General features: G+C 60.3%; 11 protein-coding genes. 7 read left to right on the top strand and 4 right to left on the bottom strand.

Annotation, left to right across the window (positions count from 1 at the left end):
- Nucleotides 1-49: 49 nt before the first annotated feature.
- The 3 genes from ACFY68_RS11865 to ACFY68_RS11855 all read left to right on the top strand — a co-directional run bounded on the left by ACFY68_RS11865 (nucleotide 50) and on the right by ACFY68_RS11855 (nucleotide 1,739).
- Nucleotides 50-340, top strand: coding sequence for a DUF5629 family protein (locus ACFY68_RS11865; protein ID WP_387527190.1), 291 nt, complete (start codon nucleotides 50-52; stop codon nucleotides 338-340).
- Nucleotides 306-1,436, top strand: coding sequence for a lactonase family protein (locus ACFY68_RS11860; RefSeq protein WP_387527188.1), 1,131 nt, complete (start codon nucleotides 306-308; stop codon nucleotides 1,434-1,436). The genes ACFY68_RS11865 and ACFY68_RS11860 overlap by 35 nt, the downstream gene beginning before the upstream one ends.
- Before the next feature lie 123 nt (nucleotides 1,437-1,559).
- A complete protein-coding gene (locus ACFY68_RS11855) occupies nucleotides 1,560-1,739 on the top strand; it encodes a hypothetical protein (RefSeq protein ID WP_387527185.1) in 180 nt (59 codons plus the stop codon).
- Nucleotides 1,740-1,819: 80 nt separating this feature from the next.
- On the opposite strand, the gene ACFY68_RS11850 is transcribed toward ACFY68_RS11855, so the two are convergent.
- From ACFY68_RS11850 to ACFY68_RS11840, 3 genes are read right to left on the bottom strand one after another with little or no spacing between them, the layout of a single operon-like run.
- Nucleotides 1,820-2,413 carry a glutathione S-transferase gene (locus ACFY68_RS11850; RefSeq protein ID WP_387527182.1) on the bottom strand — a complete coding sequence of 198 codons (594 nt, stop codon included), beginning with the start codon at nucleotides 2,411-2,413 and terminating at the stop codon, nucleotides 1,820-1,822.
- Nucleotides 2,410-6,054 carry an AAA family ATPase gene (locus tag ACFY68_RS11845; protein WP_387527179.1) on the bottom strand — a complete coding sequence of 1,215 codons (3,645 nt, stop codon included), beginning with the start codon at nucleotides 6,052-6,054 and terminating at the stop codon, nucleotides 2,410-2,412. The genes ACFY68_RS11850 and ACFY68_RS11845 overlap by 4 nt, the downstream gene beginning before the upstream one ends.
- Nucleotides 6,051-7,289: an exonuclease SbcCD subunit D C-terminal domain-containing protein gene (locus tag ACFY68_RS11840; protein WP_387527176.1), complete on the bottom strand. Its 1,239-nt coding sequence runs from the start codon at nucleotides 7,287-7,289 to the stop codon at nucleotides 6,051-6,053. The genes ACFY68_RS11845 and ACFY68_RS11840 overlap by 4 nt, the downstream gene beginning before the upstream one ends.
- A 340-nt stretch (nucleotides 7,290-7,629) precedes the next feature.
- Here ACFY68_RS11840 and ACFY68_RS11835 point away from each other — a divergent pair, with 340 nt between their 5' ends.
- From ACFY68_RS11835 to ACFY68_RS11820, 4 genes are all read left to right on the top strand, one after another.
- On the top strand, nucleotides 7,630-10,515 hold the full coding sequence (locus ACFY68_RS11835; protein ID WP_387527173.1) for a type VI secretion system Vgr family protein: 2,886 nt from the start codon (nucleotides 7,630-7,632) through the stop codon (nucleotides 10,513-10,515).
- Nucleotides 10,516-12,438, top strand: a complete 1,923-nt coding sequence (locus ACFY68_RS11830) for a phospholipase D-like domain-containing protein (protein WP_387527170.1) — start codon at nucleotides 10,516-10,518, stop codon at nucleotides 12,436-12,438.
- A gap of 1 nt (nucleotide 12,439) precedes the next feature.
- The gene (locus ACFY68_RS11825) at nucleotides 12,440-13,459 is read left to right on the top strand and encodes a DUF6396 domain-containing protein (RefSeq protein WP_387527167.1); all 1,020 of its coding nucleotides are present in this window, start codon (nucleotides 12,440-12,442) and stop codon (nucleotides 13,457-13,459) included.
- Nucleotides 13,460-14,274: 815 nt separating this feature from the next.
- Nucleotides 14,275-14,706: a DUF2628 domain-containing protein gene (locus tag ACFY68_RS11820; RefSeq protein WP_387527164.1), complete on the top strand. Its 432-nt coding sequence runs from the start codon at nucleotides 14,275-14,277 to the stop codon at nucleotides 14,704-14,706.
- A gap of 105 nt (nucleotides 14,707-14,811) precedes the next feature.
- Here the strand turns inward: ACFY68_RS11820 and ACFY68_RS11815 are convergent.
- Nucleotides 14,812-15,077: hypothetical protein (locus ACFY68_RS11815; protein WP_387527161.1), on the bottom strand; the 266-nt coding region annotated here is incomplete at its 5' end.

The raw sequence follows: 15,077 nt of genomic DNA, 5'->3' as shown, positions 1-15,077 counted from the left end.
AAAGCAGCCCCAGGGCTATAATGCCGGCTCATTTCCAATTGGTACCCCCATGTCCTCCCTCGCCACCGCCCTTGCATCCTGCGACATGCTGCTGATCGATGGCCTGCACGCCTTCGATTTCACCTTCGACGACACCGGCCTCACGGTCGAATGCATGGACGGCCGCCAGCTGCGCCGCTGGGCCTTTACCACCGACCAGGTCGCCGCCGCCACCGCCGCAGGTGATGAATGGCAACTGGATGATGCCCAGGGCCAGCATCGTCTAGTCTGTATGAGTGCCTTTCGCGCCCCGGATGAAGACAACGATGAACCGGACCTGGACGAGCCTGCTGACCGCTAGCCTCATGACGCTAACCCTCAATACCCAGGCTGCCACCCTTTTGGTGGGCAGTTACACCGATGGCGCGAGCCAAGGCATCTACCGCTACGCGTTCGACAGCGAGGCCGGCCGTATCAACCCTGCGCCGCAGCAGGTGGTCAAGACCGTCAGCCCTTCGTGGCTGGTACTCTCGGCCGACCAGCGGCAGTTGTTCGTGGTCAACGAAACGCCGCAGGGCCATGCCAGCAGTTTCAGCGTGAGCAGCAAAAGCGAGATCACCCCGCTCAACCAGGTGGCCACCCGCGGCGACGAGCCGACCCACGCCAGCCTGAGCCGCGACCAGCGTTACCTGTTCGTCGCCAACTACGCCGTCGCCCCCGACCCGGGCGGCAGCCTGGTTGTGATCCCGGTGGGCAAGGACGGCAAGCTCAAGGATGCGGTGCAGCAAGTGCGGCACAAGCCCAGTGGCGTCAACCCCGAGCGCCAGGCTGGTGCCCATGTGCATTCAGTGGTGCTGTCGCCCGATGGCAGCCACCTGTATGCCAGCGATCTGGGCGCCGACAAGGTGTTCATCTACCGCTACGACGGCGCCAGCGTCGACCGCCCCCTCAGCGCGGCGATACCAGCGTCCGTCGAGCTGCCGCCGGGCAGCGGCCCGCGTCACCTGTTGTTCGATGCCAAGGGGCAGCATGCCTACCTGACGCTGGAAATGAGCGCCGAAGTGGTCATGTTCGATGTCAAGGACGATGCGTTGCACGAACGCCAGCGCCTGCCGCTGACCGAGCAGAATGATGCCGCAGCGAAGGCGGCGGGCGCATTGCACTTGTCGGCGGACGGGCGCTTCCTGTATGTCAGCAATCGTGGCACGGCCAACGAGATCGTGGTGTTCAGCGTGGGCAAGGACGACGGCCAGCTGACGTTCCTGCAGCGGCGTTCGGTGGAGGGTGACCATCCACGGGAGTTCGCCCTCGACCCCAGCGACAAGTTCCTGCTGGTGGCCAACCAGAAGAGCAACCAGATCGTGGTCATGCGCCGTGACCCGCGCACGGGCAAGCTGGGGGAAACCGTGCAGACCTTGCCGCAGGACGCGCCTTCGGACCTGAAGTTTATCGAGTGACTATCGATAGGCGTGATAATCCCTACCACCGCAATGAATTTCTGTGGCTGACCTCAGCGGCGTAAGTTTGACCCAAGGCCCACGCGGGCCACCGTCAAACCACCGCAGTCGAGGTCAGCCCACATGAACTTCAATCTCTTCCCGGTCATCGCCGCATCCGCCATTTCCGCCTCGGTCGTGCTGCCGACGCATGCCCATGCCGACACCAGCAGCAAGGCATCCGCCACCCACAGCTATACCGAGCAGTACCTGCGCCAGAGTGCCCATTTTCATGCCGCGTTGAGTGGCAAGAACAGCCACTGATCCAGATGTGAGCACTGAACCTGTGGGGTCGCCGCACCGTCGCTCCCACTGGGCCACAGTTACCGCGCCGAAGTTGATAGCTATTTTGCCATAACGGCTTTGAACAGCTCAGACGCCAACCACCCCTCCAGCCAGCTCCGCACACGCGGATAAGCCGCCTCGGCGAACCACTGCGGTTCGACCCCGGCAAACTGGCGCATCAGGGGCAGCAGCGCGGCGTCGGCCAGGCTCGGGTGATCGGCCAGCAGGTACGGCCGGCCCTCAAGCAGCTGTTCGAGCTCCGCCAGCCAGGCTTCTGCCTGCTGGCGGTAATGCTCGCGCGAATAGTCAGGGTAACGCTCGGCATACTTGTACAGGTTGACCTGCGCCTTGAACTCGCTGTCGTTGCGGGCAATCAACTGCTCGGCCTGTTGCGCGGCAGCGGGGTCCGCCTGCAGGCGCCAGTCCTGTGGGTCGTTGCGCGTCAGCGCCCAGCGCATGATGTCCAGGCTTTCTTCCAGCACACCGTTACCGGTATCCAGCACCGGTACCGTGCCCTTGGGCGACAAGGCCAGCAACTCGGCCGGCTTGTGTTTCATCGCCACCTCGCACACCTGCACTTCGCACCCGGCATAACGCAGGGCCAGGCGCGCGCGCATGGCCCAAGGGCAACGGCGGAACGAGTAAAGGATCACCCGCACACCTCCACATCACTCAGGCCATTGCCCTGGCGCCGTACCTGGATCTGCACCGGAATGCGCTCGTGCATCTCCTGCACGTGGGAAATCACCGCCACCTTGCGGCCCTGCGCCTGAAGCCCGTCGAGCGCATCCATGGCCAGCTGCAGCGACTCGGGGTCGAGGCTGCCGAAGCCTTCATCGATGAACAGCGACTCGATGCGCAGGGTGCTCGAGGCCATCGAGGCCAAGCCCAGGGCCAGGGCCAGCGACACCAGGAAGGTTTCACCGCCCGACAGCGAGTGCACCGAGCGCAGTTCGTCGCCCATTTCGGTGTCCAGCACCAGCAGGCCTAACGCGCTGCCACCGCGCTTGAGGCGGTACCGCCGCGCCAGTTGGCGCAACTGGGCGTTGGCGTGGTGCAGCAGCAGGTCGAGGTTGTAGCCCTGGGCGATCTTGCGGAACACATCGCCGGAGGCCGAGCCGATCAACGTGCTCAGGCGCGCCCAGCGCTGCCACTGCTCGCGGGCCTGTTCGATTTCGGCGGCCAGGGCCTGGTGCGCCTGCTGGCGGCGTTGGTCATCGGCCTGTTGCGCGCGCAGTTCGGCGCACTGTTGTTCCTGAACGTTGAGGTGCTGCTGGAGTTCGGCCAGGGTTTGCTCCAGATCGTCGGCGGGCAGCTCGCCCTGTGCCTGGGCGTTATGCTGCTGAAGACGCTGTTCACGCTCCTGCAGCAGCACGCGGCCTTGCTCGATGGCTTTCTCTGCGTGCTGCAGCTGCTGGCGCAGGGCGCCAAGTTGCGCATCGTCGATGGCCAGCAGGCGGTCGAGGCCGCTGTCATCCAGCTCGGGGTGCTCGCCGCGCCACTGGGCGATCGCGCCCTGCAACTGCTGACACTCCTGCTCCAGTGCCTGCTGCCGTTGGACGTTGGCGTCAAGCTCGGCGGCCAGTTTCACGCCCTGGGTGCGCAAGTCCTGCAGGCGCTGCGCGGTGTCGGCATCGGCCGCACGAGCTTGCTCCAGTTGTGCCTCCAGGTGGTGTTGCCAGGCTTCTGCACTGGCATGTTCGCCTAGCAGTTCGGCGAGTTTTGCCTGCGCCTGCTGGCGCTGCTCGTCCAGGCTGGCCAGTGTCTGCTGCCACTGCTGCTGCGCCTGCAGGCGTGTCTGCTGCTGGTCGCGCAGCTTGTCCAGCTGGACCTGGCGGGCTTGCTGTTCTTCCTGCTCGTCCTTGCGTTGCTCCAGCTGTTGCAACCGCTGCGCGATTTGCTGATCGAGGCCGAGAAAAGCATTGGCCGGGTCGTCGCTCAAGGCCTTCAGGACATCATCCGGCAGCACACTGGCCAGGTCATTCAGGCCTTGCTGCAACTGCTGTTCGTCGCTGGCCAGCGCCTGGTGCTGGTGGTCCAGGTGGCGCTGGGCTTGCTGTTGCGCTTCTTGCGCTGCCTGCAGTTGCTGGTTGAGGCGGGCGGCATCCTTTTGCAAGGCGAGCAGGGCGCTCTGGCGTTTCTCGTCCTTGCCGATTTCATCGTCCAGGCGCTGCAGCTGGTTGGCCAGCCAGGCTTTCCGGGCCTTGTCGTCCTGGGGGGCGAGGGCGGGCCACAGGCTGTGTGCCTGCACCTGCGCAACCAATGGCTGCAGTTGCTCGCCCAGTTGCACCTGTTGCTGCTGGTAGTCCTTGAGCTGGGCGTTGACCACGCCAAGCTGGGTGCGCAGCTCCACCAGCTTGCCGTTGAGGGTTTCGACCTGCTTCTGCGCGGTGTCCTCTTCGGCCTGGTCATGCCGGCCCAGGCTTTGCAGCAGCGCCTCAGGCTGGTGGAATGGGTGTTCGGCGCTGCCACACACCGGGCAGGGCTCGCCGTCGCGCAACTGGCCGCGCAGCTCTTCGACGCTGGTGTGGCGCGCCAGGCGCTGGCGTTCCAGTAGCTGGCGGGTGAGGGTGAGCGCCTGCTCCGCGGCCTCAAGCTCGGCCTTGGCTGCAGTGCCTTCGCCGATCAGTTGCTGGCGTTGCTGCATGGCCTGCTGCTGGCGCTCACGGATGGCTTCAAGGTGCTGACGCACTTCCAGCTCGCGGCCATGCAGGTGCGACAGTGCTTCGACGGCGCGCTGCTGTTTGCGATTGTCCTGAAGCATGCCGCCGAGCAGGTCGATCTGTTCGGCCAGCGCGTGCGGTTCGGCCTTGGCTTCGCGGAACAGCAGCTCGTAATGCTCGCGCTGGGCCTGCAGCTGCGCATTGGCCTGGCTGGCCTGGGCCTGCAGGCCCGGCAGCTCTTCGCGGCCCTTGCTCAGCCGCCCGCCGATCAGCATCACTTGCTTGAGTTGCGGCAGGTAGGCCTGCCAGGCGTTGGCCAACCCGGCGAGGTGTTGGCTACCGGCCAGTGCCTCATCGATCTGCGCCAGTTGTTGCACGCTGCGCTGCTGGTTTTCTTCCAGCTGCTGCAGTTGCTGCTGCCCTTCGACGACGTGCTGGTCGGCCTGCTGGCTGGCCGAGCGTTGCGCTGTCAGCTCATTGTCCAGCCGTGCCAGGCTGTCCTGCGCGGCAAACGCCTGGCGTAGGCGAGGGGTATTTTCGCTGTGCCGGGCCTGGTTGTCCGCGAGTGACTGGCGGGCTGCGACCAGCGCCTGTTGCAGTTCTGCTGTACGCGTCTGCAGCTCACCCTGCTGGCGCTGTTGCTCGGCGGTCTGCGCCGCCAGGGGCGCCAGTTGCGCGGTCAGTACCTGCTGGCGGTGAAACTGATGACGCTGGGGCGCCAGGCGCTCCAGGCGTTGCAGGTCGAGGCGTTGCTCGGCTAGCGCTTGCCAGCCGTGCTCGGCAGCCTGCAAGGCCGCGCCGGCTTGGCTGTGCTGGGCCTGCAGTTGCCGTTGTTCGTCGAGCCAGGTGCGCTGCTGCTCCAGTTGGCGCAGGCGCGCCTGGTCGGCCTTGAACTGTTGCTGCGCCTGCTCCAGGCGCTGGTCGAGTTCGGCGCGGGCCTCGGCGACCATCGGCAGCAGGTGGCTGGCACGGTCTTTCAGGGCGTTGTGCGCTTCGCCGGTTTCCCGCGCTTTGCTGAAGGCGCGCTGGCCTAAGCGGGTGTAAATGGCGGTGTTGGTGAGCTTTTCCAGTAGCTCGCTGCGTTCTCTGTCGTCGGCCTTGAGGAAGGCACTGAACTCGCTCTGGGCCAGCATCACCGCGCGGGTGAACTGTTCGAAGTTCAGGCCCAGGCGGGCTTCGATCAGCTGCTTGTATTCGTTCTTGCCGCTGCCCAGCACCTGCTCGCTGTCCAGGTCGTAGAGGCTCTGGCGGCTGAGCTGCAACTTGCCGTTGGCTTTGTCGCGGGCACGGTTGGCTTCCCAGCGCGCGCGGTAGCGGTGGCCGTCGATGCCGATGAAGTCGACCTCGGCAAAGCCACTGCCGGTACCGCGGCGCAGCAGGTTGCGCGGGTCGGATGTGGGAATGTCGCCATCGGCGTCCGGCACCTTGGCTTCGCGGCCGATGGCGTTGAGCCGCGGCACGGTGCCGAACAGGGCCAGGCACAGCGCATCAAGCAGGGTGCTCTTGCCGGCACCGGTCGGCCCGGTGATGGCGAACAGCCCAGCACTTGCCAGGGGTTCGGCGGTGAAGTCGATGTCGACCGGGCCGGCCAGGGATGCCAGGTTCTTCAGGCGAATGGCGAGAATTTTCATGGCTGCTCCTCTTCCAGCTGAACGTCCTGCAGCAACAGGGCGAAGTCGGCCAGGGCCTGCTCGTCGACGGGGTTGCCGTAGGCCTGTTCCCAGGCGCGGCTGAACAAGTCCTGCGGGGTCATCTGCGACAGTTCGACGAACGCCAGCTCGCTTTCTTCGTCGTTACCACGGCCAGCATATTCGGCGCCGATGCGGATCAGCCGCACCGCTTTGCCGTCCAGGGCGCTTTCGATTTGCTGGCGCAGGTCGGGTTGCGGCTCGTCCAACAGCACGCGCACTTCGAGCCAGGGCTGGCGGTTGGGGTCATCGAGCAGGTCGATTACCGGCAGCTCGGCAAGTTGCTCCAGCAGTTCGCCCAACGGCGCCGGGCCGATGCGCTGCAGGGCCACGGCGCGCGGCACCGGGCGCGCTTCGACGCTGACCAGCTCGGCACCGTCCAGCTCGACTTCCAGCACTTGATGCGGGTAGTTGATTTCGGCGAACGACAGCGGGATCGGCGAGCCGCTGTAACGGATGCGGGTTTCGCGGTTGACCTTTTGCGGCTTGTGCAGGTGGCCCAGGGCCACGTAGCTGATGGCCTTGTCGAACAGCTTGGCCGGCAGCGCTTCGGCATTACCGATGATCAGGCTGCGCTCGGAGTCTTCGGACACCGAACCACCGGCCATGTGCGCGTGGCTGATGGCGACCAGGGCCTGGTCCTTCTTGCGCTTGTTCTGCGCGGCGGCGATCAGTTGCTGGTGCACCTGGGTGATGCCCTGCAGGTAGTCGTCCCCCAGCTGCGGGCCGGTCACCTCGGCCGGGCGCAGGAAGGGCAGGGCCAGGCACCAGGCCGCAACCTTGCCGCGGCCGTTGGTCAGCGGTATCAGCAGGCGCTCGGCGTCCAGCTGGCCCTCATCCAGCCAATGCACGCGCCCTAGCGCATGGGTGCGCAGGCGGCGCATCAGCGCCGCGGGCAACTCGATGCGCGAGCCGGAGTCGTGGTTGCCGGCAATCATCACGATGTCCAGTTTCGGCTGTTGCTCGTGGGCCTTCACGATGAAGTCGTAGAGCCGCTCCTGGGCTTTGACCGGCGGGTTGACCGTGTCGAAGATATCGCCAGCGATCAGCAACGCGTCGGGCTGGCGAAGCTGCAGCTGGCCGAGCAGCCACTCAAGGAAGCAGGCATGTTCGAAGTCGCGTTCCTGGCCGTGCAGGCTTTGGCCCAGGTGCCAGTCGGAGGTGTGAAACAGACGCATGGATGACCTGTTGGTGTCGAGTCGGCAAGCCGGGGCTTGGCGTGGATGATGGGTGTTGCGCAGCCGGGTATGTTAACCCAAGCCAGGGCGCTAGGGCAGGTAAGCGCATGCGCCGGTAATTGGCGTTGCTGGGCTCGAACGGCGTTGGGCATGTGGTGGTTCGGGTCCTGCAAATGTGCCTTTGCATTGAATATTTCGGATATTGACGGTCTATGCCCGATGCCCTATTTTCCGATGCTCGAACAAAATTTTTAGGCCCATGGAAGGGCGTACCGTACTTTGCACTGGCGCCGCCCTAAGCTGACTTGGTGTGTGCTACCAGTAACCGGAGTTTTTTTCAATGGACCTGACCTTCGGCACCCCGCTCTCGCAAAGCGGCCGCCTGCTGCAGCTAACCACCCCGCTGGGGGGCGACGCGCTTCAGGCCCTGCGCGCCCACGGCGTCGAGCGCATCGGCCGCACCCCTCGCTACACCCTCGACGTGCTGGTGCAGGACACCGAGTACGACCCAGAGAAACTCATCGGCCAACCCGTCAGCCTCGCCCTGCTCTGCGACGACGGCTCCCAGGCCCCGCGCCATGGCCTGGTCGAGAGCGTGCGCTACCTGGGCAGCGACGGCGGCCTGCATGACTGGCAGTTGGTGTTCGCGCCGTGGTTCAGCCTGCTCGAATACCGCAGCGACTGCCGCATCTGGCAGGACAAGCACCTGCCGGCCATCCTCGAATCCGTGTTCGCCCAGTACGAACAGGCCAAGGGCAACTACCGCCTCGACCTGCGCCGCGAGTACGCCCCGCTGTCCTATGTCACCCAGTTCAACGAAACCGACGCCAACTTCGTCCAGCGCTGGTGTGAGCTGGAGGGCATCTTCTGGTACGTCGAGCACAAAGCCGACAGCCACTCCATCGTCTTCACCGACAGCGTCGACACCCTGCCCGCCCTCACCCCGCAGAGCGTGCCGTTCCACACCCAGAGCGTGACCCAGAAGCAGGACGGCATCACCCAGTGGAGCACCGGCTCGCAGTTGCTCAGCGGTAAGCTCAACTGGCGCAGCGTCGACTACCTCGCACACAGCCAACCGCGCGAAAGCGTGATGCCGGCGCTTGAAGCCGCTTCCGCCCCCGCCGCCCTGGAACGCTACGAGTACCAGGGCCAGTACACCTGGCAGAAGCAGGAGCGCGGCGACTGGCTGAGCCGCGTGCAGATCGAGCAGCGTGAATCCCAGGCCCGCCGTGTGCACGGCCAGGGCGGTGTGCGCCAGTTGCAGGCCGGGCGCTGGTTCGAATTGACCCAGCACCCGCTGTACGAACGCAAGGCCGCCGAGGCCCGGCAATTCATGCTGATCGAGGTGCAGTTCTTCGCCGAAAGCAACCTGCCCATGGCCCAGCAGCGCCGTGATGCGCCCGGCAGCCTGGCACCGTTGTTAAAATCGGTACGCCCGGCACCGGACGATGCGCTGCTCGGCTCGAAGCTGAGCGAAGCCTCCTACGGTTTCTTCCTCAACACCTTCGAGGGCCAGCTGCACAGCGCGCCCTACCGCAGCCCGTTCGAGCACGCCAAGCCGACATCGCCCGGCCCACAAACCGCCGTGGTGGTCACCCCCAGCGGCCATGAAGTCTTCACCGACAGCCTCAACCGCCTGTGCGTGCGCTTCCATTGGGACCGCCTGAGCCAGGACGGCGAACTCTCTTCCTGCTGGCTGCGCATGCTGCAACCGAGCAGCGGCCCCGACTGGGGCAGCGTGCACGTGCCGCGGGCCGGCGAAGAAGTGGTGGTCACCTTCCTCGACAACGACATCGACCGCCCACTGGTCATGGGCCAAGTCTATGGCGGCCACAAACCCGCCTGGCACTCCAGCGGCCTGATGAGCGGCTACAAGAGCAAGGAAGTCGGCGGCGGCGGCTTCAACCAGTGGGTGATGGACGACTCCACCGGCCAGGTACGCACCCAGCTGCACAGCAGCCACGGCCACACCCAGCTCAACCTCGGCTACCTGATCGACCAGCGCGGCAACAACCGCGGTGGACTGCGCGGCACCGGCTTCGAACTGCGCACCGATGCCTACGGCGCCCTGCGCGCCCAGCAAGGCCTGTACCTGAGCACCTGGAAACGCAGCAACGCCGAAGGCGCCCAGCTCGATGTGAGCGAAGCCCAGCAGCAGCTGCAGAACAGCGAGCAGCGCCTCAAAACCCTCTCCGACACCGCCAAACAGCACAACGCCGACGCCCTGCAGGCTGGCCTCGACAGCCTGACCCAGCTCAACGCCGACACCGACGTCACCTACGGCAACGACAGCAGCAGCCCGAGCCAAGGCCCGAGCGAGCAACAGCGCAACGGCGGCGACACCGCCTGGGCGATTCGCAACGGTGGCCGGGGCAAGACTCCGGGTTATCAGAAGCCGCTGCTGATCGCCTCCTCCCCGGCCGACATCGCCACCGCAACCCCGCAGAACACCCACCTGCACAGCGGCAAGCACCTGACCGTGAGTACCGGGGAGGACGTCAGCATTGCCAGCGGCAAATCGCTGCTGGCCAGCGTGGTGCAGAGTATCAGCCTGTTTGCGCAGAACGCCGGGGCCAAGTTGTTTGCGGCCAAGGGCAAGGTGGAGCTACAAGCGCAGAGCGATGCAATGGAGCTGACTGCCAAGCAAGGCATGAAGATCACTTCCACCGCCGCAGGAATCGAGATCGCTGCGCAGGAAGGCATCCTGCTCACCAGCGGTGGCGGGTACATCCGGATCAAGGGAGGCAACATCGAGATTCATGCGCCTGGGACGATCGATGTGAAAGGGGCAAAGAAGATGTTCAGCGGGCCGGCGCAGCTAAATCGGGAGAACCCGGCCTGGCCTGAGTCGTCGGTGGCCCAAACCCTGTCATTTTTTGCCGGGAATACAAATGCGGGAAGCTCTGGCGCTTGGGCTGGCATGCCTTACAAACTTTATGCGGGCGGCTCAATGGTCGGGCAGGGTGTAATGGACAAGACCGGAATGATCAATGTCGACCACCATCCGACGACAACTGACTATACCGTAGAACTGGCAAACGGCATCCGCTATGACATACCCGTAGGCGGCCAGTACAAGGGGAAAGAGAAAAATGCCGAACTGGCCAACAGCGGGTTCCATCGTCACGAAAGCAAAACTCATCCGGATGTCAATCAGCCCAGAACGCGTAGCTTTTTCAGAGACAGCTATGCATCGCTCAATAATCCAGATGCAGAGGAGAATTAAATGACATCCTCCAACTCAATTACTTCTCCGATCGCCACCGGTAAGACAACGTCAGCTACGCTGAATCTTCCATGGTTTTTGCAAAAAACAGAGTATCACCCCGTCCCTGCAACATTTCAGCCCTTAGTGAACGGCGAGCGCGCGTTTGGCGCGCTGTATGATGCGATCATGGCCGCTACAACCAGTATCGATTACATTTGCTGGGGTTTTCAGCCTTCGATGTACTTCAAGCGTAATGGCAATGCGGGTGATCTGTGCATAGGGGATTTGCTGGTAAAAAAGGGGGGCGAAGGCGTAAAGGTCAGAATTCTATGCTGGTATTTACGGGCAGCGCAAGTTATGGAAAACCCCACGCCCGGTAACAATATAATAAGTTATCTTACAAGAGGTAAGCAGAATCGTAACGACGCACAAGAGGAGTATGATAGGCAGTGGTATGAACAAGCCCGGCTCACTGGTGTGGCTGATCAGAACTCCATATTGAAAGATTCACCCTACTACCTGAAAAATGTTGAGTTTGCGACGCGAGGCTTTGGGTTCATTGAGCGCGTAGAAGTCGCGTGGCAATTGCTAGTAAATGGTGAGGATAAGAACGGTACAAAGACCAATAAGTTCATGAGCACATTGGTAATGTCTGGCGCTCCCACCCACCATCAAAAAATGGTCCTCATTGATTATGAGAAGCCTGACCGCGCCATCGGTTTTGTCATGGGGCACAACACGCTAGACGCTTATTGGGATAAAGACGATCACAGCTATGCAAGAATGCACGCTCGGTTTGGCAGAAATGGTGCCACTCCCCGGCAGGATATCTCCAGTAAAGTAACAGGGCCGATTCTTGAACACCTCAATCACAATTTTTGTCAAGCCTGGAAGCGTCAAACCGGTGTTGATCTGTTGTCGCAACGAAAAAATAATGCAGCGAAGCTAAAGGCTCGACCCGAAGCAGGAACGCCTGTCATGGCGCAGCTACTTCGTACGCAGCAGCAAGAAGGTGTGCATGATATCAAGGCGCTATATCTGAAAGCGACCAATAATGTTACGAATTATATATACATTGAGAATCAGTATTTCAGATGGGAGCCTGTTGCAACGGCGATAAAAAAATCCGCGCAAAAGCAGTTGGAGTGGGGCAGAAACGCTGGAAAGCACGGAGCTATTCACCTGTTTGTCGTGACAAACTCAGACGATGAGGGCATTGGTCCCGGCTCAATGAACACCTACAGAATGTTGAATAGTTTGGGCCGTAAAGATGTTTTGCCTACAGTTTCAAAGCTTGAGCGCAATGAAAGGTTAGATGAACAGCTAAGGCAGGCGCGCTTGGAAACGATAAATGCCAGGCAGTCCTTAATATCATTGAATTATATTGCACAACCCCTGATGGATCCCAAGCTGCTGCAAAAAATGAAAGAAGAGCGTGAAGCCAAAGTCAAAGCGGCAGAAGCCCGGTTGATGGAGCTAGAGGCGTCAACTCCGCTCAAGAAAGAAGCCGCCATTCTTCCAGTAGAGATTCCGGGGCTCAAGGTTCACATATGTACATTGGTCGCGCCTGATTCACCGCCTGACAACTGGATGCCCGTCTACATTCATAGCAAGCTAGCGATAATCGATGATGTATTCACGACGTTAGGCTCTGCCAATATTAATATCCGCAGCATGGAGGTCGACAGCGAGCTCAATATATGTCATGAGAGCCCATCCTTGTCAAAGCCTCTTCGCAAGCAGCTCTGGGATATACACACAAAGGGCATGGGTGCGCAAGACGATGCAGCGGAAGCCTTTAGTAAATGGCAAGATATTATTGATGAAAATAAACGGCGGAAAGAGATAAATGCTAAACCTTCATTAATAGAAAAAAGGTCCCCTTGCGCCTCGCTAATAGAATTCTATCGCGACAGCCCAGCACGTGTAAACCTGGACTAAAATGTTTAAATATTTCTATGTTGCGTGTGTTGTTTTCATTGGCTTAATTGTTGCTTTAGAGGAGCGTCCAGTGCCAGCTCAGGTCGATGTGTCACAAATCTATAACAACTTGGAATTTGAATGCCGTCGTGAGGCAGATGTGCTTCCTTCATTGAATCGAGACGCAGATGAACTCTATAATTACGGGCTTTTTCTAGAGCAGCATGAAGGTCCAAAGAATTTCAATCAAGTTGCAAGATACTATCGTATTGCCGCGTCTCATGGTCACTTTAAAGCTTCTGCCAATTTGCAGGCGCTTATTTCTCAGGGCTTAGCTAGCTCTCCCGAGCCACAAAGAGAAACAATTGATCTCGTGGAAGCCTCTATCGCTCAAGGCATACCTGGCGCCTATTATGATATGGGGCATTACCTTGAGATGGGTTATGGCGTTGAGCAGGATCGTGATAAAGCGAACGCTTATTTCCGTAAGGCGGCAGACCTAGGAAACCCAGATGCGCAGTTCTACGTTGCTAATTTGCTAGGTCGTGTTACGGGAGCATATGAAGTGATGGTAGCGATGCGTCGTTGCGCTGCGTCTCAAGGGCACAGGCGAGCTGCGGCAGATTTGGCAGGCCTTCTACGTGTAGGGGGTGAGTACAAAGAAGCGGTGCAGGCTTATCAGCAAGGCGTAAAAGCAGGGGATGCGGCTTCCGCCAGAAGGCTTGGAAACGCTTTTGATGGTCCACTCTCAGATGACAACCTTTACTATATGGCCTTGCAGCCCGATAAAGAGCGCTCGGTGAGATATCACAAAATAAGCAAATTCTTCGAGGATAATGAGCAGCTAGGACCAAAATTGCCAGATATAGACGCTATCGTACCTCTTCCGCCTGCTGAGCTACCCACTTGGGACGGTTCGTTTCAATGGCAGAAAGAACGTGCGTCAAAAACAGGTCCGGTGAAGCCCAGTCAGGATCTGGTTAAGCGTTTAAGTGAAGAGAAGCATCTTGATCCAGAAACTGGTCTTCCTCAGAAAGCTTGAGTAATAGAAATCAGGTTCGCTGCATAAACATGAATTTAAATGACGGAGAGCAAATGCCAGATTTCTTACTGTATATATTTATTGTAGTAATTTTGGCGGTCCTGCTTTCCGCGGCCTGTTACGTTCCTTTCAAGGCAATCGTATTCTTACTCAGCGGGAAACGACCTTTGATTCTCATTCCTAAGTATCAATTTCTTATTTCATTTATTCTGTCGCTTCCAGCGGCGTATTGTTCGTGGGTTGTCTTTTACGTCAGTAGGGGCGAATATGAATCCTGTTTTTATTTGTCTATCTATCTAATCATGCAGGCCTGCCTGATGCTTGTATTCACTTTTAAAGCAAACGCATCGCGATAATGCGCCTTTGCACCGCGCGATAATGTGCTCTGCACCAGATGGGTTGCGGGTAAATGCAAAAGGACGTATTGGCACAAATGAATCGCCTTATCGGCTAACTGAGGTGGGAAAACTTACTACGCATTTCAGTTCGAATATGAAGGCACTAATGACTCCACCGCTGAGCCCTATATCGCCCTGGAGAAGGATGCTGAGATGTCAGAGGCCGTTCTTGATATCAATGGTATCCCTATCCAAATCACATCGGGGTTCCGCGAAGCCGATGGCTGAAAGAGCGCGCGTCGAAAACAGACCCGGTAAAGCCCAGTCAGGATTTGATCAAGCGGTTGTGTGAGGGAAAACGTCTTAATCCAGATACGGGGCTGCGAAGCTTGCCCCTTGACCAACTGTGACGTACCCTTCTGAACCGGCCACAATCATGGCTATTCGACATCCACGGACGATATAACGGAGCTCCCCATGGAAGGTATCCCACAAACCCAATCCACCTATGGCAACCTCAAGCCGAAATGGCAGGAGCGTTTCGCCTTCTTCGATCAGTACGGCGCGCCGACCTCCGAGTCTTACAAGGCCGCTTTCCGTGCCTTGCCTTTTCGCAAGAAGCTGCTGATCAACAATAACTTCATCGGCTTTTTCTTCGGCCCGATCTACTGGTTCGTGCTGGGCCTGTGGAAGAAGAACCTGGTCATGCTGGCGATTATGATTGCGCTTGGGTTGCTGCTGGGCGTTGTCGAGGCGGTGACGGGGAGCGAGATTCCACGGCCGGTGGACAACGGGCTCAGTATGGCGTTTGCGTTTCTCTACAGCTTTTTGAGCAACCGGGCTTATTACCTGAAGCAGACCAAAGGGCTCAATGGCTGGAACCCGTTTGAGGGGCAGCGGTTTATTTGAGCGCTTGATGAGGGCTGGCAGGGCCAGGCGGGCGGCGCATCGCGAAGCGCTTGCCTCGGGTTTTTTAGTGCCCTTGAGATCGAGCGCCGCCCGCGCGGCGCTTCGCTAAGCGCTTGCCTTGGGTTTTTTAGTGCTCTTGAGATCGAGCGCCGCCCGCGCGGCGCTTCGCGAAGCGCTTGCCTTGGGTTTTTTAGTGCTCTTGAGATCGAGCGCCGCCCGCGCGGCGCTTCGCGGGGCAAGCCCGCTCCCACATTTGTTGCAACGCGCCGTTCCAGCCAGGCCATGGTTGTCCGCCTTGGCGCATGGCTGAAGACAGGTGAGGCGGCAGCAGTGCCAGCCGAAAAACCTCGTCGAGCCACCAAGGCTAACAA

The sequence above is a fragment of the Pseudomonas sp. NPDC012596 genome (assembly GCF_042902325.1).
Taxonomy (GTDB): domain Bacteria; phylum Pseudomonadota; class Gammaproteobacteria; order Pseudomonadales; family Pseudomonadaceae; genus Aquipseudomonas.
This window is presented reverse-complemented; position numbering and strand designations above follow the sequence as displayed.